General features: G+C 66.5%; 20 protein-coding genes and 1 pseudogene. 11 read left to right on the top strand and 10 right to left on the bottom strand.

The window, feature by feature from the left end:
• Positions 1 to 24 precede the first annotated feature (24 nt).
• The 4 genes and pseudogenes from BST12_RS18765 to BST12_RS34635 all read left to right on the top strand — a co-directional run bounded on the left by BST12_RS18765 (position 25) and on the right by BST12_RS34635 (position 3462).
• The gene (locus BST12_RS18765) at positions 25 to 339 is read left to right on the top strand and encodes a DUF2563 family protein (RefSeq protein WP_083114658.1); all 315 of its coding nucleotides are present in this window, start codon (positions 25 to 27) and stop codon (positions 337 to 339) included.
• The gene (locus BST12_RS18760; RefSeq protein WP_083114635.1) at positions 321 to 2261 is read left to right on the top strand and encodes a putative alpha/beta hydrolase; all 1941 of its coding nucleotides are present in this window, start codon (positions 321 to 323) and stop codon (positions 2259 to 2261) included. The genes BST12_RS18765 and BST12_RS18760 overlap by 19 nt, the downstream gene beginning before the upstream one ends.
• On the top strand, positions 2242 to 2814 hold the full coding sequence (locus tag BST12_RS18755; protein WP_083114634.1) for a hypothetical protein: 573 nt from the start codon (positions 2242 to 2244) through the stop codon (positions 2812 to 2814). The genes BST12_RS18760 and BST12_RS18755 overlap by 20 nt, the downstream gene beginning before the upstream one ends.
• Positions 2815 to 2887: 73 nt before the next feature.
• Positions 2888 to 3462: pseudogene (locus BST12_RS34635) on the top strand (hypothetical protein).
• A gap of 81 nt (positions 3463 to 3543) precedes the next feature.
• Here BST12_RS34635 and BST12_RS18745 read toward each other — a convergent pair.
• From BST12_RS18745 to BST12_RS18725, 5 genes are all read right to left on the bottom strand, one after another.
• Positions 3544 to 4695, bottom strand: a complete 1152-nt coding sequence (locus tag BST12_RS18745) for an Mrp/NBP35 family ATP-binding protein (RefSeq protein ID WP_083114633.1) — start codon at positions 4693 to 4695, stop codon at positions 3544 to 3546.
• 36 nt (positions 4696 to 4731) lie between these two features.
• Positions 4732 to 6108: a lytic transglycosylase domain-containing protein gene (locus BST12_RS18740; RefSeq protein WP_083114632.1), complete on the bottom strand. Its 1377-nt coding sequence runs from the start codon at positions 6106 to 6108 to the stop codon at positions 4732 to 4734.
• A 110-nt stretch (positions 6109 to 6218) separates the two neighbouring features.
• A complete protein-coding gene (locus BST12_RS18735) occupies positions 6219 to 6755 on the bottom strand; it encodes a DUF1003 domain-containing protein (RefSeq protein WP_083114631.1) in 537 nt (178 codons plus the stop codon).
• Positions 6752 to 8059 (bottom strand): magnesium transporter MgtE N-terminal domain-containing protein, encoded by a 1308-nt coding sequence (locus tag BST12_RS18730; RefSeq protein ID WP_083114630.1) that lies wholly within the window; start codon positions 8057 to 8059, stop codon positions 6752 to 6754. Before BST12_RS18730 ends, BST12_RS18735 begins: the two co-directional genes overlap by 4 nt.
• Positions 8060 to 8100: 41 nt before the next feature.
• Positions 8101 to 8691: a DUF4190 domain-containing protein gene (locus BST12_RS18725; protein ID WP_083114629.1), complete on the bottom strand. Its 591-nt coding sequence runs from the start codon at positions 8689 to 8691 to the stop codon at positions 8101 to 8103.
• A 138-nt stretch (positions 8692 to 8829) separates the two neighbouring features.
• Between BST12_RS18725 and BST12_RS18720 the strand changes: the two genes are divergently transcribed.
• The 6 genes from BST12_RS18720 to BST12_RS18695 are packed head-to-tail and all read left to right on the top strand — an operon-like array spanning position 8830 to position 14250.
• On the top strand, positions 8830 to 9357 hold the full coding sequence (locus BST12_RS18720; protein ID WP_083114628.1) for a YflT domain-containing protein: 528 nt from the start codon (positions 8830 to 8832) through the stop codon (positions 9355 to 9357).
• 12 nt (positions 9358 to 9369) lie between these two features.
• A complete protein-coding gene (locus tag BST12_RS18715; protein WP_083114627.1) occupies positions 9370 to 10779 on the top strand; it encodes an extracellular solute-binding protein in 1410 nt (469 codons plus the stop codon).
• Positions 10776 to 11672, top strand: a complete 897-nt coding sequence (locus tag BST12_RS18710) for a carbohydrate ABC transporter permease (RefSeq protein WP_245850427.1) — start codon at positions 10776 to 10778, stop codon at positions 11670 to 11672. Before BST12_RS18715 ends, BST12_RS18710 begins: the two co-directional genes overlap by 4 nt.
• A 4-nt stretch (positions 11673 to 11676) precedes the next feature.
• On the top strand, positions 11677 to 12501 hold the full coding sequence (locus BST12_RS18705) for a carbohydrate ABC transporter permease (protein WP_083114656.1): 825 nt from the start codon (positions 11677 to 11679) through the stop codon (positions 12499 to 12501).
• A gap of 4 nt (positions 12502 to 12505) precedes the next feature.
• The gene (locus tag BST12_RS18700; RefSeq protein WP_083114626.1) at positions 12506 to 13684 is read left to right on the top strand and encodes an ABC transporter ATP-binding protein; all 1179 of its coding nucleotides are present in this window, start codon (positions 12506 to 12508) and stop codon (positions 13682 to 13684) included.
• A gap of 2 nt (positions 13685 to 13686) precedes the next feature.
• Positions 13687 to 14250 carry a suppressor of fused domain protein gene (locus tag BST12_RS18695; RefSeq protein ID WP_083114655.1) on the top strand — a complete coding sequence of 188 codons (564 nt, stop codon included), beginning with the start codon at positions 13687 to 13689 and terminating at the stop codon, positions 14248 to 14250.
• 84 nt (positions 14251 to 14334) lie between these two features.
• On the opposite strand, the gene corA is transcribed toward BST12_RS18695, so the two are convergent.
• Positions 14335 to 15462 (bottom strand): magnesium/cobalt transporter CorA, encoded by a 1128-nt coding sequence (corA, locus tag BST12_RS18690; RefSeq protein WP_083114625.1) that lies wholly within the window; start codon positions 15460 to 15462, stop codon positions 14335 to 14337.
• A 174-nt stretch (positions 15463 to 15636) separates the two neighbouring features.
• Between corA and BST12_RS18685 the strand changes: the two genes are divergently transcribed.
• A complete protein-coding gene (locus BST12_RS18685) occupies positions 15637 to 16626 on the top strand; it encodes a malate dehydrogenase (protein ID WP_083114624.1) in 990 nt (329 codons plus the stop codon).
• 119 nt (positions 16627 to 16745) lie between these two features.
• On the opposite strand, the gene BST12_RS32065 is transcribed toward BST12_RS18685, so the two are convergent.
• Genes BST12_RS32065 through BST12_RS18665 form a run of 4 tightly spaced genes read right to left on the bottom strand, consistent with a single transcriptional unit; the run spans position 16746 to position 19202 of the window.
• Complete coding sequence (locus BST12_RS32065; RefSeq protein WP_170062151.1) at positions 16746 to 17150, bottom strand: hypothetical protein; 405 nt, start codon at positions 17148 to 17150, stop codon at positions 16746 to 16748.
• A 48-nt stretch (positions 17151 to 17198) separates the two neighbouring features.
• Positions 17199 to 17390, bottom strand: a complete 192-nt coding sequence (locus BST12_RS18675) for a hypothetical protein (RefSeq protein ID WP_083114623.1) — start codon at positions 17388 to 17390, stop codon at positions 17199 to 17201.
• 36 nt (positions 17391 to 17426) lie between these two features.
• Positions 17427 to 18626 carry an FAD-dependent oxidoreductase gene (locus tag BST12_RS18670; protein WP_083114622.1) on the bottom strand — a complete coding sequence of 400 codons (1200 nt, stop codon included), beginning with the start codon at positions 18624 to 18626 and terminating at the stop codon, positions 17427 to 17429.
• Positions 18627 to 18635: 9 nt separating this feature from the next.
• Complete coding sequence (locus tag BST12_RS18665) at positions 18636 to 19202, bottom strand: TetR/AcrR family transcriptional regulator (RefSeq protein WP_170062150.1); 567 nt, start codon at positions 19200 to 19202, stop codon at positions 18636 to 18638.
• Between the last annotated feature and the right edge of the window lie 33 nt (positions 19203 to 19235).

Genomic DNA, 19235 nt, shown 5'->3' with positions numbered 1-19235 from the left:
AGCAGCTCGGAAATGGGGTGAATGTTGTTTGTCGATACGGGCTTATTGCATTCGGGTGGCACCCAATCGCACCGCGCTGGCGGCCTCGCCCAAGAGGGCGCTGATCAGCTTTCCCGGGGTCCGCTGCTGTCCAGGATGTTTGGCAGCTTCACGGCGGCCGAAGCATTTCACGAGGCGCTCAGCGTGGCCCATGCCAAGCAGGTGAGGGACCTGCAGGCACACCAGGAGGCGTTGACGGCGATCGGCGGCAGAGCGCATCAGGCGGCGACGGGCTTCGCCGACGTGGATGAGCGCAACGTCGCAACGCTGCGAGCAGTGCGGTGCAGCTCCATTACATAAGCGTCCCGGCGCTGATCGCCGAATCTGGCGGGGATCCGTGGGCGATCAATCAGAGTCTTCGGGACGGCCGCCCGGCGCAGATTGCTGATTTGGCTGAGGCGTTTCATGCTGCTGGGCGGTGCACCGCTGAGTCCAGCGCGGCATTCGACGAAGCGCGCCGTCGCTTTGAGGCGTCGTGGAATCGGGAGAATGGCGAGCATCCGATCAATGACTCCGCCGAGGTGGCGCGGGTGACCAAGTCGCTGGGTGCGCAGTCCTTGCAGTTGCCCAAGATCGGGGTGGACCTGGAAAACATCGCGGCCGCGTTGGCCCAGGCGCAGCGAACCAGCGCACTGCTGATCTCGACCTTGGAGGTTCAACTACAGGAGCTCGACAATGAAATCGGCCAGGCCCTGGAAGCGGAGAAGGACATCCACCTGACCGCAGGTGAGAAAAAGCTATTGGATCTCCACATCACCGGTCTTGAAGACGAGGCCATCGCTGACACCAAATCCGCTCTGGCCCAAATCGAGTCGCTTCGCGATGGCTACTCGCGTTACCTGGACAAGTCGCTGGACACGTTACGCGCAGATGGCTACGACCCAGACGTTCTCCAGGCGGTGGATGCAAGACCTCAGATTCCGCCACCCGGCACGAAACCGGAGGATGTGAACAAGTGGTGGACATCATTGACGCCCGAGGAGCGGCAGCAGCTCATCGCTGACCATCCCGATCAGATCGGCAATCTCAACGGCATTCCGGTCCTCGCGCGCAGCGACGCCAATCTGGCAGTGATGACAAAGGACCTCAACCGGGTGCGCGACATCGCCACCCGCTACCGCGTGTCGGTCGACGATGTGGTGCGCGATCCGACGAAGTACGGTCTGTCGGCCACCGACATCACCCGCTACCAGAACGCCGATCAGACCAAGCAAGGTCTCGACCACGACGCCGGGGACCCACTCAAGCCGAAATCCGTGTTCTTGTTCGCTTATAACCCGTTGGCTTTCGGCGGTAAGGGGCGTGCGGCGATCGCCATCGGTAACCCGGACCTGGCGAAGAACACTGCGGTGATTGTGCCGGGCACCAGCAGCAGCGTGCGGGGTGGTTGGCTGCACGAGGGACACAACGACGCGCTGAACCTGTTCGAGCAGGCCAACGCCGCCGACCCGAAGAACCCCACGGCGGTGATCGCGTGGATGGGCTACGACGCTCCCAATGACTTCAACGACGTTCAGCGGATTTCCACCCCCGCGTTGGCGCGAACCGGCGGCCAGGTCTTGGCGCAGGATGTCAATGGCTTGTGGGCCACGCACCTCGGCGCCGGCCAGCACGTCACCGTGCTGGGCCACTCATACGGTTCGACCACCGTGGCCGACGCGTTCGCCCTGGGTCAGATGCACGCCAACGATGCGGTGCTGATCGGTTGCCCGGGAACAGATCTCGCCGCCAATGCCGCGAGCTTTCATCTTGACGGCGGGCATGTGTTCGTGGGTGATGCCTCGACGGATCCGGTTGGCATGCTGGGGGAGCTGAATGGCCTTGGCCACTATGTGAACCGAGACAACGTTGGCGGTCAGGTGCTGGGTCTAACGCCTGGATTGGGCGCTGACCCGGCCGCCGACGGATTCGGATCGGTGCGTTTTCGCGCCGAGGTGCCCGGCTCTGACGGCATTAATCCGCATGACCATTCGTACTATTACCATCGCGGTAGTGAAGCCCTGCACAGCATGGCCGACATCGCCTCCGGTCACGGAGATGCGCTGGAATCCGACGGCATGACGGCCCAGCACCGCTATCAGGTTGGCAAGGTCGACATTCCGGGTGTGGGCCCGGTCGGCGTTGGTATACCCGGCACGCCCGCCGTCATTGACCCGGAGTGGGCCCGCCCGCCAGGATCTGTTACCGATGATCATATTTTCGATGAGCAACATCACCACTAAGCGGCAACGCGTGTGGTTACGGCGAGCGCGGCTCGCCGCGGCCGTGGTGGTCGTCATGGTGCTAGGAGGATGTTCGCTGGTGCTTCCCAAACCGCATTCCTCGGGCTCGTCTAACCCCTTCGATGATTCTGCGCACCCCATGAACGACGATCAGACCAAGGCGCAGCTAATCGAGCCGGCTAAGCAAATCGTCACCGCAGCCGACCTGCAAGGCGTCTCTGGAGCATTTTCGTTCGCCTCGTGTAACGACCAAGGTGACCCGCCCTACCAGGGGACAGTCACGATCAGCTTCCTCATTCATGGCGAGCCGGACACCTACTTCCAGCAAGTTCGGGCCGCGATGCTGTCCCATGGCTGGAATGAAGGCGCTCCGCCAGGGCAGCACTATCACGGCACAACCCTGAACAAGAACGGCGTGACCGCAAATATCAACTTCTTCCCCTCCGACCACGCTTACGGAGAAATCATCCTTGATGGCGAATGCCGCAACACGGCCAACCACAAGGGTGACGGTCGCTGGATTGAGATCACCAATCAAATAACCGCGCCCTGAGTCTGGAGATGCGGCATGCGGGTTTGCCGCTCGGGCCGAATAACCCATATTGCGGACTGTGATCATGTTTTCGATGAGCAACATCACCACTGAGCGGCAACGCGTGTGGTTACGGCGAGCGCGGCTCGCCGCGGCCGTGGTGGTCGTTATGGTGCTAGGAGGATGTTCGCTGGTGTTTCCCAAACCGCATTCTTCGGGCTCGTCTAACCCCTTTGATGATTCCGCGCATCCCATGACCGACGATCAGACCATGGCGCAGGCGATCGAGCCGGCCAGCAGATCGTCACCGCGGCCGACCTGCAAGGCGTCGACGGCGGGTTTTCGTTTGCCTCGTGCAACGACCAAGGCGACCCCCCCTACCAGGGCAGGGTAACGATCAGTTTCTTGTTGCACGGCGATCCGGACGCGTACTTTCAGCACATCCGCGCCGCGATGCTCTCCAGCGGCTGGAGCGACGGCGCCCCGCCGGGACAGCACTACCACGGCACAGCTCTGAATAAGAACGGCGTGACGGCGAATATCAACTTCTTGGCGTTCGATCACACTCGCGGTGAAATCATCCTTGACGGCGAGTGCCGGAACACGACCGATCATCACCATGATCCTGGCGCCGCACTCGATATCACCAATCAAATAACCGCGCCCTGAGGGCTCAATGCGTTAAAGACATCTAAGCCAGCCGAGTTCACCAACGCCGAGCGAACAGCAGACAGCCGTTACCCGGCGTCCTCAGCGCCTAGTGGGGTCGAGGCTCAGCGACATACCGGCTAGGCCGCGCCTACGGGTCGACAGGCGGTCGGCGATGCCGCGCAGCTCCTTGCCCACCGCCGAATCCGGTGCGCTCAACACCAGCGGGACACCCTCATCGCCGGAGGCCACCAGCGCGGGGTCCAGCGGGATCTGGCCCAGCAGCGGCACCTCGGCGCCAACCGCCCGCGACAGCCGCTCGGCCACCTGCTGGCCGCCGCCTGCACCGAACACCTGCAATGTGCTGCCGTCCGGCAGCACCAGCCCGGACATGTTCTCGACCACTCCCACCACGCGCTGCCGCGTCTGCAAGGCGATGCTGCCGGCTCGTTCGGCCACCTCGGCCGCGGCCAGCTGGGGCGTGGTGACCACCAGGATCTCGGCGTTCGGGATCAGCTGCGCCACCGAGATGGCTATGTCGCCGGTCCCGGGCGGCAGGTCGAGCAGCAGCACGTCCAGGTCGCCCCAGTAGACGTCGGCCAGGAACTGCTGCAATGCCCGGTGCAGCATCGGCCCGCGCCACACCACAGGGGTGTTGTCCCGGGTGAACTGGGCGATCGAGATGACCTTCACCTCGTGGGCGATGGGCGGCAGAATCATCGACTCGACCTGCGTGGGCCGGTCGCTGGTGCCCATCATGCGAGGGATGGAGTGGCCGTGGATGTCGGCATCCAGCACACCCACCGACAGGCCCCGGGCGGCCATGGCGGCGGCCAGGTTGACCGTGACGGTGGACTTGCCGACCCCGCCCTTGCCGGACGCGACCGCGTACACCCGGGTCAGCGAGCTGGGCTGGGCGAACGGGATCACGGGTTCGGCGGCGTCGCCGCGCAGCTGCTTGCGCAGCTCGGTGCGCTGCTCGTCGCTCATCACATCGAGGCTGACCGTGACGGCTCCGGTACCCGGCACGTCGCTGACCGCCTGGGTGACGCGCTCGCTGATCTCGGTCTTCTTCGGGCAAGCGGCGGTGGTCAGGTAGATCTCGACATGCACGCTGCTGTCGGCGTTGATGTCGACGCCCTTGACCATCCCGAGTTCGGTGATGGGACGGCGAAGTTCGGGATCTATGACTTTGGCCAGCGCGGTGCGGATCGCCCCGACGAGGTCGGCGGCGTCATCTTGGGTTCCGGACATCACCGCCGAGTGTAGGCGGCTGCAGTCCGCGGCGAATCAGCTGACCGGTGTGAGCGCCGGCTCGCCCGGAGCGGGCGGGCTGGGCTTGGGGCTCTGCGGCGTGGGCGGCTTGGGTGCCGGCGCCGGGTTGGCCGGGGCCGGCGGCGGGGCGATCGGCGGCGGGGCCTGCGGATCCGGCAGCGCCGGAAGCTGGGGCGGTGCCGGCGGCGGACCCTGCGGCGCCAGCACGATCCCGCCGTTGGGAATGGGCGGGCCCCCCGGGCCTGCGGGTGCCGGGTCCTGCGCGCCGATGCAGATCAGGGTGCAGCCCGGCACGTTCGTCGGCAGCGGCGCCTGCACCGGCGCGGTCGGCTGTAGCCATGGCCACATGGGTTGCTGCGGCATCGGCCACATCGGCGCTTGAGTCAGGATCTGCGGCGGCCCGAAGTCGATCAGTGGCATGTGCGAACTCATCGGGTCGTTGACGCCCAGGCCGTTGACGTTCATCGGCAGGTTGGGCCCCAGTCCCTCCGGGTGCTCGAGGTGCGCGTCGCCGATCGGCGGGGGTGGCCCGGTGATCGGCGGCAGGTCGACGGGCACCACGCCGGTGGCGTAGGCCGCCGCCCAGCCCAGCACGTTCTGGGCGTAGGACATCGAGTTGTTGTAGCGCAGGATCGCGGCCATGACCTGACCGGGATCGCGCAGGTTGAGCCCGCCGCTGCACAGGTACCGGGCGGCGGCCAGGGTCGAGTCGAAGATGTTCTGCGGGTCCGGCACCCCGTCGCCGTCGCCGTCGACGGCGTAGCGCGCCCAGGTGCCGGGCAGGAACTGCATGGGGCCCATGGCGCGGGCGTAGGTGACGCGATTGCCGACCTGGCTTTGGATGATGACCTCGTTGCCGGGCAGCGTGCCGTCCAGCGCCGGGCCGTAGATCGGGTTGACCGCGGTGCCGCGCGCGTCGACGGCACCGCCGTTGGCGTGCATCGACTCGATGCGCCCGATGCCGGCCAGCAGGTTCCAGCTGATGCCGCAGGCGGGCTCCGCGGCGGCCATCTTCGTCTCGGCGTTGCGGTATGCGGTCAGTGCCATGAGCGGAATGCCGAGGGCGCCAGGGGTATTGACGATCATCGGGGGCGGCGGCGCGGAGATGGTGGCCGCGGCGACGTGGAACTTGGTCGGCCGGCGCTGCAGGGAGATGACGACCGGACCGGCTAGGTCGATGCGCGGCGACGGTGCGACGGCGGCCACCGGAGTGATGGCGGCACGCATCGGCGGCTTCTTACCGGGATAGGTGGGAGCCGTCCCGCCGACCGCCCCAGCGAACACCAGGGGGGTTATCACGGCCATACCGAGTGCCGGGCGCGTCAGGCGAGATGCCCGCTGCCGCACCGTGGCGAGGGCCGGGTGTGCACCCCAGCGTCCCCCTATGCGCACTCGACCGTCCTCAGGATGAGCCGTCGGGAAACTGTCTTTGTTTAGCTTCGTGAACTAGATCACCATACATAACTCTTGTTACTGGAGTTGCGCAATGGCGGAGTTGGTTCTCAGCTGGATTTCTTAGCACGCCGCTCGTCGGCCAGTCGCGCCGGCCCCGGTTCCGTTCTGGGCGTCTGCATTTCCGTCAGCAGGGTGCGCAGGCCATCGAGCTCGTGACGGAGGTAGTCACGGCTGGGAACCTCACCGATGGCCAGCCGCAGCGCGGCAAGCTCGCGGGCCAGGTACTCGGTGTCGGCCTTGGTCTGTGCGGCCCGCCGGCGGTCCTCTTCCAGCGCCACGCGATCGCGGTTCTCCTGACGGTTCTGCGCCAGCAGAATCAGCGGCGCGGCGTAGGCGGCCTGGGTGGAGAAGGCCAGGTTCAGCAGGATGAACGGATAGGGATCCCAGCGCCAGCGCACGGCGAACAGGTTCAGCAGGATCCAGGTGATCACCATGATCGTCTGCAGCAGCAGGTAACGGCCGGTGCCGAAGAACCGCGCGATGGATTCGGTGATCTGCCCGACGGCCTCGGGGTCGAGCCGCGGGGTGAACCTGCGCGATGTGCGCGGGCTGTACAGCCCGCGCGGTGCTGCCGGCTTGCTCACTGATGGCCTCCAGATCGGGCGGGCCGGCCCGCGGGGTCGAGCTGCTGCACGTCAACGCGCCAGTCGTGCGGCAGCAGGTGATCGAGCAGGTCGTCTACCGTGACGGCGCCCAACAGGTGGTTTTCTTCGTCGACCACGGGGCCGCAGACCAGGTTGTAGGCGGCGAAGTAGCGGGTGACGGCACCGAGCGGGGTCTCCGGTGTCAGGGTGAGCAGGTCGGTGTCGACGATTCCGCCGACCAGGGCGGCCGGCGGGTCCCGGAGCAGCTGCTGAAGCGGCACGCAGCCAAGGTAGTGGCCGGTCGGCGTAGCCGTCGGCGGGCGCGTCACGAACACCATCGACGACAGGGCCGGGGTCAGGTCGGGATCGCGAACCCGGGCCAGCGCCTCCGCGACCGAGGTATCGGGCGTCAGCACGACCGGATCTGACGTCATCAACCCGCCCGCGGTGTCCGGCGAGTGCTTGAGCAGCCGGCGCACCGGGTCGGAGTCATCGGGATCCATCCGGGTCAGCAGCATCTCGGCGTCGTTGGGATTCAGCACGCCGAGCAGGTCGGCAGCGTCGTCGGGATCCATCTCTTCGAGCACGTCGGCCGCGCGTTCGGTGCCCAGCTGCGAGAGCACCTCGGCCTGATCCAGCTCGGGCAGCTCCTGCAGGATGTCGGCCAGCCGATCGTCGTCGAGCGCCTTGAACACCTCGTAACGGCGCTTGCTGGGCAGACCGCGAATGGCGTCGGCGACGTCGACGGCCCGGCGCCCCTCGAACTGATCCAGCAGCTGAGCCACCGCCTGTCCCGGCATGGCCAAGGCCGACGGCGTCAGCCCGTGCACGTTCTGCCAGTCCACGACGTGGACCGGGCCGCGGCGTCCCAGCCGCCGGTGGGTGCGCACGGCCACCCGGGTGACCAGCCAGTCGCGGGTCCGGGTCTGCTCGATGGCCAGGTCGGTGATCACGATGTCGGCGTTGGCCAGCTCCGGCAAGTCCGGGTCGGTGACCTTCACCGGGGTGTCAAGCACCTGGCCCAGCGCCAGCACCTCACCGGGACGCTGCTCGAAGTGGCGCAGCGAGACGTTGCCGGTGTTGAGGGTGATCGCCTTGGGCTCGATCGCGGCGACGCGCAGCATCGGGATGAAGATGCTGCGGCGGGTGGCCAGATCGACGACCAGCCCGAGCACCCGCGGCTGTTGGCGCACGATGCTGATGCCGATCACCACGTCGCGCACGCGGCCGAAGTTTTCGCCCATGGGGCCCAGCACCATCATCCGCGAGAGCCGCGCCACGTAGACCCGGTCGACTGATCCCATGGTTGAAAGCGTAGGCAGTCGCCGACGGCGCGGCCGCGCGGCTAGCGCGAAGGGATGCTGAACAAGAAGACGATCAGGTAGATCAGCAGGGCCGCGACCCCGATCACGATCCCGGCCACCGCCAGGCCGTAGCCCTCTTCCCGGGTCTGCTTGATCTGGTTGAGCGCGATCGTGCCCAGCACGATGCCCACGATCGAGCTGGTGCCGCAGCAGAGCACCCCGGCGATGGACGTCACCAGCGAGGCGATCGCCAGGGTGTTCGTCCCGGATGCTCCGTAGCCGCCCGGATACTCCGGCGGCGGGTAGTAGCCGCCGTGATACTGGTACGGGTCTGGGTAGGACGGTCCGTAGCCGCCGGGTGCGGCACCGTAAGGCGGCGGCATGGGCGGGTACGGCTGGTGGCCGGGAGGCGGCTGGTAAGCCGGCGGCTGGTAGCCCGGCTGCGGGTAGACCGGCGGCTGGTAAGCCGGCGGCTGGTTGGCCGACGAGGGATAGTCGACGGCCTCAGACGATGCCGGCGAGGCCCACGGAGCGGGGTAAACCGGCTGCTCAGCGGGCTGCGTCGGGGGGTGCTCGCTGGCGGATGGGCCGTCGGGTGCACTCTCGCCGGAGGGGCCGCCGGGAGCTGTCATGGTGATCAACCTAGCCTATGTGCCCGACCCGGGTGCGGTCCCGAATCGTGCCTGCGGCCAGGGGATATGGGTGATCTGCAGGTACCGGACTTGACCTGGACATGAAACGATGGCCAAGGCAGAGGACAATGAGGAGCGATGACTAGCCCATTCCAGCCTGGACAGGTCCCTGGCTCTACGCCCGGCGGCACGGGTGCGGGTCGCCGCGCCGTGCCCGGGCTGCCGACTCCGCCCAAGGGCTGGCCGGTCGGCTCGTATCCCACCTACGCCGAGGCGCAGCGCGCCGTCGATTACCTGTCCGAACAGCAATTCCCGGTCCAGCAGGTCACCATCGTCGGCGTCGACCTGATGCAGGTGGAACGGGTGACCGGCAGGCTGACCTGGACCAAAGTGCTCGGCGGCGGCGTACTCAGCGGCGCCTGGCTCGGTCTGTTCATCGGGCTGGTGCTCGGCTTCTTCAGTCCCAACCCGTGGGGCGCGCTGATCACCGGTCTGGTCGCCGGGGTGTTCTTCGGGTTGATCACGTCTGCCGTCCCGTATGCGATGGCGCGCGGCACCAGGGATTTCAGCTCCACCATGCAACTGGTGGCCGGCCGCTACGACGTACTCTGCGATCCGCAAAACGCAGAGAAGGCGCGGGACCTGCTGGCGCGTCTGGCGATCTGACGTCGCCGCGGGATGTTGAACTGTAGCCGCATCCGGCGCGCAGCAGCCGCGGTACTGGGTGTGCTGATCACCGTGTCGGTGGTTTCGGGGTGTGGATCGGCCGGGAGCGGCTTGGTGATCAGCTTCTACACGCCGGCCACCGACGCGGCGACGTTCACTGCGATCGCGCAACGCTGCACGGAGCAGGCCGGCGGCCGCTATGTCATCCGGCACGTCAGTTTGCCCAGGTCCCCCGACGAGCAGCGGTTGCAGCTGGCGCGGCGGCTCACCGGCAACGACCACACCCTGGACGTGATGGGCATGGACGTGGTGTGGACCGCCGAGTTCGCCGAAGCGGGCTGGTCGGTGCCGCTGTCCGAGGACCCGGCCGGACTGGCCGAGGCAGACGCGGCCGTCGGCACCCTGGCGGGACCCCTCAAGACGGCCACCTGGAAACACCGGCTGTATGCCGCGCCCGTCATCACCAACACTCAATTGCTTTGGTACCGGCCCGATTTGGTCCCCCAACCGCCGGCCGACTGGGACGGCATGGTGGCCGAGGCGGCCCGGTTGCGCGCCGCCGGCCAGCCGAGCTGGATCGCCGCGCAGGCCAACCAGGGCGAGGGTTTGGTGGTGTGGTTCAACACGGTGCTGACCAGCGTCGGCGGCCAGGTACTCGACGAAGACGGCAAGCGGGTCACCCTGACCGACACCCCCGCGCACCGGGCCGCCACCGTCGCCGCCCTGCGGGTGCTGAAGTCGGTGGCCACCGCACCCGGAGCCGACCCGTCGATCAGCCGCGCCGAAGAAGGCACCGCCCGGCTGGCGTTCGAGCAGGGCAAGGCCGCGCTGGAGGTCAACTGGCCCTACGTGTTCCCTTCGATGCTGGAGAACGCGGTCAAAGGCGGGGTGCCGTTCCTGCCGCTCAACCGGATTCCGGAACTGGCCGGCAGCGTCAACAATGTCGGGACGTTCGTGCCCACCGACGAACAGTTCCGCATCGCCTATGCGGCCAGCCGACAGGTGTTCGGTTTCGCGCCCTATCCCGGGGTGGTGCCCGGTCAGCCGGCCAAAGTGACGATCGGCGGGCTGAACCTGGCGGTGGCCCGAACAACCCGGCACCGGGCCGAAGCGTTCGAGGCCGTCAGGTGCCTGCGCGATCTGCCGAACCAGAAGTACGTGTCGATCGAGGGCGGTCTGCCGGCCGTGCGCATCTCGCTGTACTCCGATCCACGGTTCCAGGCGAAGTATCCGATGTACGAGATCATTCGCCGGCAGCTCACTGACGCCGCGGTGCGGCCCGCCACCCCGGCCTACCAGGCGCTGTCCATCCGGTTGGCGACGGCGCTGAGCCCGGTCACCCGGATTGACCCGGAGCGCACGGCCGACCAGCTCACCGTGCAGGCGCAGAAGGCCATCGACGGGAAGGGGCTGCTGCCGTGACGCGCCTTAGCGGCGAGCGGCGGCTGGCGTTGCTGTTGGTGGCGCCCGCGGCGATCGTGATGCTGGCGGTGACGGCCTACCCGATCGGGTACGCGGTGTGGCTGAGCCTGCAGCGCAACAACCTGGCCACTCCGCAGGACACCGCGTTCGTCGGCCTGGGCAACTACCAGACGATCCTGACCGATCGGTACTGGTGGACGGCGCTGGCGGTGACGCTGGGCATCACGGTGGTTTCGGTGACGTTCGAGTTCCTGCTGGGTTTGGCGCTGGCACTGGTGATGCACCGCACCGTGGTCGCCAAGGGCCTGGTGCGCACCGCGGTGCTGATCCCGTACGGCATCGTGACGGTGGCCGCGTCGTACAGCTGGTATTACGCGTGGACGCCGGGGACCGGGTATCTGGCCAACCTGTTGCCGCACGGCAGCGCGCCACTGACCCAGCAGATCCCGTCGCTGGGGGTGGTGATCATTGCCGAAGTGTGGAAGACGACGCCGTTCATGTCGCTGCTGTTGCTGGCCGGATTGGCTTTGGTGCCAGAGGATTTGGTGAGCGCCGCCCAGGTTGACGGCGCCGGCGCGTGGCGGCGCCTGACCAGGGTCATCCTGCCGATCATGAAACCGGCTCTGGTGGTGGCGTTGCTGTTCCGGACTCTGGACGCGTTCCGGATTTTCGACAACATCTACGTGCTGACCGCCGGCGAAAACAACACCGGGTCGGTGTCAATCCTGGGCTACGACAACCTGTTCAAGGGTTTCAACGTGGGCCTGGGTTCGGCGATCAGCGTGCTGATCTTTTTGTGTGTGGCGTTGATCGCGTTCATCTTCGTCAAACTGTTCGGTGCCCAGCAATCTGAGGGAGCCGCGGGAGCTGCGGGAGCTGGCGCCCGTGGCTGAATTTGTGGGCGCGCGGCGCTTGACCTTCTGGGTCGTCGTCGACGTTCTCGTCGTCGGGTACGCGTTGCTGCCGGTACTGTGGATCCTCAGCCTGTCGCTCAAGCCGACGTCAATGGTCAAGGACGGCAAGCTGATTCCGTCGTCGATCACGCTGGACAACTACCGCGGCATCTTTCGGGGCGACTTCTTCAGCTCGGCGCTGATCAACTCGATCGGAATCGGATTGATCACCACCGTGATCGCGGTGTTGCTGGGCGCGATGGCTGCGTATGCGATTGCCCGGCTGGACTTTCCGGGCAAGCGGCTGTTGATCGGAATGACGCTGCTGATCACCATGTTTCCGGCGATCTCGTTGGTGACGCCATTGTTCAACATCGAACGCGCCGTGGGATTGTTCGATACCTGGCCCGGGCTGATCCTGCCGTACATAACTTTCGCGTTGCCGCTTGCCATCTACACGCTGTCGGCGTTTTTCCGGGAGATCCCATGGGATCTGGAGAAGGCCGCCAAGATGGACGGCGCGACGCCGGGGCAGGCTTTCCGCAAAGTGATTGTGCCGCTGGCGGCTCCGGGCCTGGTGACGGCGGCCATCCTGGTGTTCATCTTCGCGTGGAACGACCTGCTGTTGGCGTTGTCGCTGACGGCCACCCAAGCGGCCATCACCGCTCCGGTGGCGATCGCCAACTTCACCGGCAGCTCACAGTTCGAGGAGCCGACGGGATCGATCGCGGCCGGCGCGGTGCTGATCACGGTCCCGATCATCGTGTTCGTTCTCATTTTCCAACGACGCATCGTCGCCGGGTTGACCTCCGGCGCTGTGAAGGGATAGCGCAATGGCAGAAATTGTGCTCGAGCATGTCAACAAGAGCTATTCCGACGGTCATGTGGCGGTGCGCGACCTCAGCCTCACCATCGCCGACGGAGAATTCCTGATTCTGGTCGGCCCGTCCGGCTGTGGCAAGACCACCACGCTGAATATGATTGCCGGGCTTGAGGATATCTCGTCGGGCGAACTGCGCATCGGTGGCGAGCGGGTGAACGAGAAGGCGCCCAAGGACCGCGATATCGCCATGGTGTTCCAGTCGTATGCGCTGTATCCGCACATGACGGTGCGGCAGAACATCGCGTTTCCGCTGACCTTGGCCAAGCTGAAGAAGGCCGATATCGCCGCCAAGGTCGAGGAGACGGCGAAAATCCTTGACCTGACCGCGCTTTTGGATCGGCGGCCCTCGCAATTGTCGGGCGGGCAGCGCCAGCGCGTCGCGATGGGCCGGGCAATCGTGCGCCATCCCAAGGCATTTCTGATGGACGAGCCGCTGTCCAACCTGGACGCCAAACTCCGGGTGCAGATGCGCGGTGAGATCGCCAGGTTGCAAAAGCGGCTGGGCACCACCACCGTCTACGTCACCCACGACCAGACCGAGGCGATGACGCTGGGTGACCGGGTGGTGGTGATGCACGGCGGGGTGGCACAGCAGATCGGCACTCCCACAGAGCTTTACGAACGACCGGCCAACCTGTTCGTCGCGGGCTTCATCGGCTCGCCGGCGATGAACTTCTTTCCCGCCACGCTTACCCCGCCGGGTCTGACGTTGCCCCTCGGTGAAGTGACGCTGGCCCCGGAGCTGCGCGAGGTGATTGCCCAACACCGCAAGCCGGCCAACGTCATCGTCGGGATACGGCCCGAGCACATCGCCGATGCGGCGCTGATCGACGGCTACCAGCGGATCAGGGCATTGACCTTCGAGGTGAACGTCGACCTGGTCGAGTCGCTGGGCTCGGACAAATACGTGTACTTCAGCAATGCCGGCTACGACGTGCACGCGGCCCAGTTGGCCGAGTTGGCCGCGGAGTCCGAGGCGCGCGAAAACGAGTTCGTCGCAAGAGTTCCCACCGAATCCAAGGCCGCGATCGGCCAGCCGATCGAGTTGGCTTTCGACACCGCCAAGCTCGCCGTGTTCGACGGGGACTCGGGGGCTAACCTGACGATCCCGGCGTCCGCGGCACAGTGATACTGGACCAGGTGCGCGCGCATCTGCGCAGCCACTTCGACACCGATCCGGACGCGGCGAGTGTGACCTTTCTGGGTACCGAGCCCATCGAGGTGCTGCGCTTCCGTTCGGCGACAAGCGAATTGGTGCACTACGTGTCGCTGGGCTGTTCGCGACACCCGATGGTCGATCCGGCGCAGGTGGTAGTGGATCAGTCCGATGGGCCGCGCGCCGAGGTGGTGCTGTGTCTGCGTCGCGCCGAGCCGGCCGCCGGACTGGTGCGCAGCATCGCGTTACTGGCCGCGACGCCGGCCGTCGAGGGCGTGGTACTGGTCGCCGACGCGCTGATCGACCTCGGGTCGCCGCTGTGGGCGGGGGCCGCGTTTACCGCGATATTGTTGGGCCACAGTGATATTCCCGACTTGCCGGTGGCGCCCGACCCGGTGCGTTTCCTGTCGGCGACGCCGATCACCGCGACCGAGGCGGCATGGGTGCGGCTCAAGGGTGCCGAGGCGATGCGACAGGCCTGGCAGCACGACGGTGTGGACGTGCTGGATCCGAATCGCCCTGCCGCGCAACCGCATTGACTGTGTACCCAGGGCGGCTGCGCGTCGCGAAACCCGCCCTGCGTGCACGCTCGAAGCCAGGGGTGCCCACTCGATCCGCGGTCGTTAGAGCCAGTCGCGTTTGCGGAAGCTGAGGTAGAGCAGCACACAGATCATCACCATCGCACTGACCACCACCGGGTAGCCCCACTGCTCGTTGAGCTCGGGCATGAACTTGAAGTTCATCCCGTAGATGCCCGCGACCATGGTGGGCACCGCGACGATACCGGCCCACGCCGAGATCTTGCGCATATCCATGTTCTGCTGCATGCCGACGCGGGCCAGCGCGGCCTGCACCAGCGAGTTCAGCATGTCGTCGTAGGCCACGATCTGCTCGGCGGCCTCCGTCTGGTGGTCGGCGACGTCACGCAGGTAGCGCCGAACTTCCTTGGAGATCACGTCCTTGTTCTCGGTCTGCATGCGCTGGAACGCCCCCGACAGCGGGGCCACACACCGGCGCAGCTCGACCACTTCGCGTTTGAGCAGGTAGATCGGTTCGACGTCGATTTTGCGGCCGGGGGCGAACGCGACCACTTCGATGCTGTCGATGTCGTCTTCCATCAAGGTGGTCACGCCGAGGTAGTGGTCCACCACGTAGTCGGAGATGGCGTGCATCACCGCATAGGGCCCCAGCCGCAGGTGCTCGGGGTCGCAATCCATCTTCTTGCGCACCTCGTGCAGTCCGCCGTGCTCGCCGTGGCGGACCGTGACGACGAAGTCCTTGCCGACGAAGATCATGATCTCGCCGGTTTCGACGATCTCGCGCGCCAGCACCACCGATTCGTGCGGCACGTAATTGACCGTCTTGAGCACGAAGAACAGCGTGTCGTCGTATCGCTCCAGTTTGGGCCGCTGATGGGCGTGCACAGCGTCTTCGACGGCCAGCGGGTGCAGCCCGAAAACGTCTGCCACTTCCTGCATCTGGGCCTCGTCCGGCTCGTGCAGGCCGATCCAGACGAATGCGCACGGCTCTGTCTGCTCGGTCTGGCCGCCGCCGGCGCGCGCGACTTCGCGCACCTTGGCCAACGCCTCGGCGTAGGGATACTTGCCGGGCAAGCGGTGGCCGTCGACGTAGACACCGCAGTCGACCAGGGCTTCGACCCGGCCGCCAACGGGATGCTCGTGCGGTTCGTGCACCTTGGGCCGCGCGACGGGTCTGAGAGCTTCAGGCAATGCGTCGAATCCTGGAAACACGTCAACCCTCCGATCGCAGCTCAGCTCTGGCCGGGCGGTGGTCCATGGTACGCGTCCTGGCGTAACGGAGCGCGACGAAGCGTGCTGGTAGCGGACCGGAGATTTGCGCGGCGGCGTGGTGCGCTAGTTTCGACGCGAACCCCATCCGCATGACCTCCATAGGAGCAAACCGACGTGAGCGCTAGTCCGCTAAAGGTCGCCGTCACCGGTGCCGCCGGTCAGATCGGCTACAGCCTGTTGTTCCGTCTGGCCAGCGGCTCGCTGCTGGGCCCCGACCGCCCGATCGAGCTGCGCCTGCTTGAGATCGAACCCGCGCTCAAGGCGCTCGAGGGTGTCGTGATGGAGCTCGACGACTGCGCGTTCCCGCTGCTGTCCGGGGTGCAGATCGGCGCGGATGCGAACAAGATCTTCGACGGGGTGAACCTGGCGCTGCTGGTGGGGGCCCGTCCGCGCGGCCCGGGCATGGAGCGCGGCGACCTGCTCGAGGCAAATGGCGCGATCTTCACCGCGCAGGGCAAGGCGCTGAACTCAGTCGCCGCCGACGACGTCCGCATCGGCGTGACGGGCAACCCGGCCAACACCAACGCGCTGATCGCGTTGAGCAACGCACCCGATATTCCCAAGGAGCGGTTCTCCGCGCTCACCCGGCTGGACCACAACCGGGCGATCTCGCAGCTGGCCAAGAAGACCGGCGCCGCGGTCACCGACATCAAGAAAGTCACCATCTGGGGCAACCACTCGGCCACCCAGTACCCCGACATCTTCCACGCCGAGGTGGGCGGCAAGAACGCCGCCGAGGTGGTCAACGACCAGGCGTGGATCGAGAATGACTTCATCCCCACCGTCGCCAAGCGTGGCGCGGCGATCATCGATGCACGTGGCGCCTCTTCGGCCGCCTCGGCCGCGTCGGCGACGGTCGACGCGGCCCGGTCCTGGCTGCTGGGCAGCCCGGACGGCGACTGGGTGTCGATGGCGGTCTACTCCGACGGCTCCTACGGCGTGCCGGAGGGCATTGTCTCGTCGTTCCCGGTGACCACCAAGGACGGCAACTGGTCGATCGTGCAGGGCCTGGAGATCGACGAGTTCTCCCGCGGCCGCATCGACAAGTCCACCGCCGAGCTGGTCGACGAGCGCAACGCGGTCACCGAGCTGAAGCTGATCTAGCGGCGATCGCAAGCGCGGTGGAGCCGGGCGCAGCGGGTCGCCGCGATTGATCGAGCGGCGATCGCAAGCGCGGTGGAGCCGGGCGCAGCGGGTCGCCGCGATTGATCGAGCGGCGCTGGTCAGCCGTCTTGGCCGTGCTGGCCATTGGTGCCTGTTGCGCCCTGAGCGCCGGGGGCACCCGGCGTTCCCTGGTTGAAACCGGCGCCGGCGGCGCCGGCGCCGCCGCTGCCGCCCATGCCGCCGTCGCCGCCCATGCCGGTCAGTAGCCCACCGCGATCGCCGGCCCCACCGAAGCCCCCGGCACCCCGGGCGCCGGCTGAGGCGCCGACACCGCCAGTACCTCCGTCGCCGCCGTTGCCACCGGTGCCTTTACCCGAAAGCCGACTGGGCGTCACAGCCTTTGCCGCCGTCGCCGCCGGCGCCCCCGATCCCGCCCGTTCCACCGGCACCACCGGCGCCGCCCGTAGTGTCGCCAAAGCCGGCGGCCTCGCCGAGGCCGCCGGTGCCGCCCGCGCCGCCGGCACCACCACTGCCCCCGGTGGCGTTGGCGTCCAGAGCCGGGGTGCTTTGGCCTAATCCACCGGCGCCGCCATCGCCCCCGTTCGCGAAGCGGCCGCCACTGCCGCCGGCTCCGCCCGCGCCTCCGGAGACGGGGTGGTGCTGCTGACTGCCAGCCCGTCACCGCCTATGCCGCCGTCACCGCCACCGATGCCGGGGTTGACGCCGTTGCGGCCGGCGTCGGCGTTACCGCCGTTCCCGGCCAAGTTGTCAAGCCCGTCGGGTCCTTTGGGTGCCCGTAATCATTTCGCCACGTGCTCGGGACGAACGCCAAGGCCGATGACCCGGCCGACGACATGGCGAAGTGCTGGCAGCCAACGGAATACCCGTACCACCGGTGGAACGTGGGTGGTGGTGTTGTCCGACAAGTTCCTGGGATACAAATCGCGAAGCACCGCCGTCTGGAACGCCTGGGTGATTCGCGTGGGCAAATCTCTGCGGCGCTGTACCCGTCGCAAGGCACGCTCGGCGGGTGCGCCAGTGGTGAGAACCGGCCCCAACAGATTGGCCGTCGCCGTGGCATCCTGGATGGCCAGGTTGATGCCGACTCCGCCCGCCGGTGACATCGCATGCGCGGCGTCGCCGATGCACAACAATCCCGGTCGGTACCAGCGTGTCAACCTGTCCACTCGAACGGTCAGCTGGTGGACTTGGTCCCAGTCGTCGATCTGGGTCACGCGGTCAGACAGACACGGCGCCAATGCCGCAATTCGGGCATGAAACTCGCTGAGTCCGGCTCGTCGCAACTCGGCGAATGCGTCGGTGGGGATGGCGTAGGCCAGTTGCCAGTACTTGCCGCGGTTGATCGAGATGAGCGCGCCCTGACCACCCTGGAAGAACGGTACGTCATCGGTGGATTGGCGTGGCAGGCGGAACCAAAGCACATCCAGCGGAGCGGATTTCGCGATGGGCTGCAGGCCAGCCTTAGCGCGTGTGGTGGAGTGCCTACCGTCGGCGCCCAGCACCAGGTCGGCCCGAATTTTGATCTCGCCCTCTTCACCAGTCGCGTGAATGCCTGTTACCCGGTCGTTTTCGACGAGAAGGTCGGACATCTGGGTGCTGCGCAACAGTCGGAAGTTGGGCATCTGCGAGGCCTTCTCGGCGAGGAAGTCAAGAAAGTCCCATTGCGCCATGAACGCGATGAAAGGGTGGTGCACCTTCAGCTTGCGGAAGTCGGCGAAGGTGACCGCGGTGCCGTCGATGCTGACCGTGACGTCAGGCATTTGCGTGTGAGGCAGACTCAGGAGCTCGTCCGCCCAGCCGAGTTCGTACATGAGTTCCAGCGTGGACGGGTGTATGGTGTCGCCGCGAAAGTCGCGCAGAAAGTCCCGATGCTTCTCGACCACAAGCACTTCGATGCCTTGGCGTGCGAGCAGCACGCCGGCCATCATTCCCGCCGGGCCCCCACCCACAACACAACATTGAACTGATTCGTCGACCATCGTGGCCTCCTATCCGCGAGCGAGACCGCTCAATATCAGCTGAACAAGATCATCGGAGTTGACGCGTTGGCCGGTTCTATGACCGAGCGCGACGGCGGCGAACAGCGTGCGAGCGGCGACGCCGACCAAATCCGCGTCGAGCTCACCAGCAGCTGCGCGGGATTGCAGGTAGGACTCGAGCAGGGATTGGCCGGTGACCACGAAGTGGCGTAACGCCTGGCCCGCGGCCGCGTTGGCGTGGCTGGCCGAGAAGAAGACCGCCACGAGGTCGGCGTTGGCGGTGAGCATGTCATCGAATGCCTTGGCCAGCTCGGGTAGCACAACGGACGCCGGTTCATCGGCTCGTTGGCTCAGTAGATCGCGCAACTGCGGCACGAAACCACGCTCCTCGAGAACCGCGACTACCAAGGCCTCCTTGCTACTGAAGTAGTGGTACAACAACCCGGGCGTCACCGACGCCGCCGAGGCGATGTCCTTAATCGATGCCCCATCGACGCCCTTGGCCGCGAAAACGGTCAAGGCAGCGTCAACCAATTGCTCGCGGCGCCGCGACGCCTGTTGCTGCCGCATGCCCATGCGGCCCATCGTATGATTGATTAAACGATTAAT

Origin of the sequence: Mycobacterium angelicum (assembly GCF_002086155.1) — a bacterium.
GTDB lineage: Bacteria > Actinomycetota > Actinomycetes > Mycobacteriales > Mycobacteriaceae > Mycobacterium > Mycobacterium angelicum.
Note: the sequence above shows the minus strand (reverse complement) of the source record. Positions and strands in the feature narration are given on the sequence as shown.

Excerpts from the sequence above, each read along its gene's own strand:
- BST12_RS18755 (WP_083114634.1), top strand. The coding sequence starts at position 2,242 with ATGAGCAACATCACCACTAAGCGGCAACGCGTGTGGTTACGGCGAGCG.
- BST12_RS18745 (WP_083114633.1), bottom strand. The coding sequence starts at position 4,695 with ATGTCCGGAACCCAAGATGACGCCGCCGACCTCGTCGGGGCGATCCGC.
- BST12_RS18730 (WP_083114630.1), bottom strand. The coding sequence starts at position 8,059 with ATGGGATCAGTCGACCGGGTCTACGTGGCGCGGCTCTCGCGGATGATG.
- BST12_RS18725 (WP_083114629.1), bottom strand. The coding sequence starts at position 8,691 with ATGACAGCTCCCGGCGGCCCCTCCGGCGAGAGTGCACCCGACGGCCCA.
- BST12_RS18720 (WP_083114628.1), top strand. The coding sequence starts at position 8,830 with ATGACTAGCCCATTCCAGCCTGGACAGGTCCCTGGCTCTACGCCCGGC.
- BST12_RS18715 (WP_083114627.1), top strand. The coding sequence starts at position 9,370 with ATGTTGAACTGTAGCCGCATCCGGCGCGCAGCAGCCGCGGTACTGGGT.
- BST12_RS18700 (WP_083114626.1), top strand. The coding sequence starts at position 12,506 with ATGGCAGAAATTGTGCTCGAGCATGTCAACAAGAGCTATTCCGACGGT.
- BST12_RS18670 (WP_083114622.1), bottom strand. The coding sequence starts at position 18,626 with ATGGTCGACGAATCAGTTCAATGTTGTGTTGTGGGTGGGGGCCCGGCG.
- BST12_RS18665 (WP_170062150.1), bottom strand. The coding sequence starts at position 19,202 with ATGGGCATGCGGCAGCAACAGGCGTCGCGGCGCCGCGAGCAATTGGTT.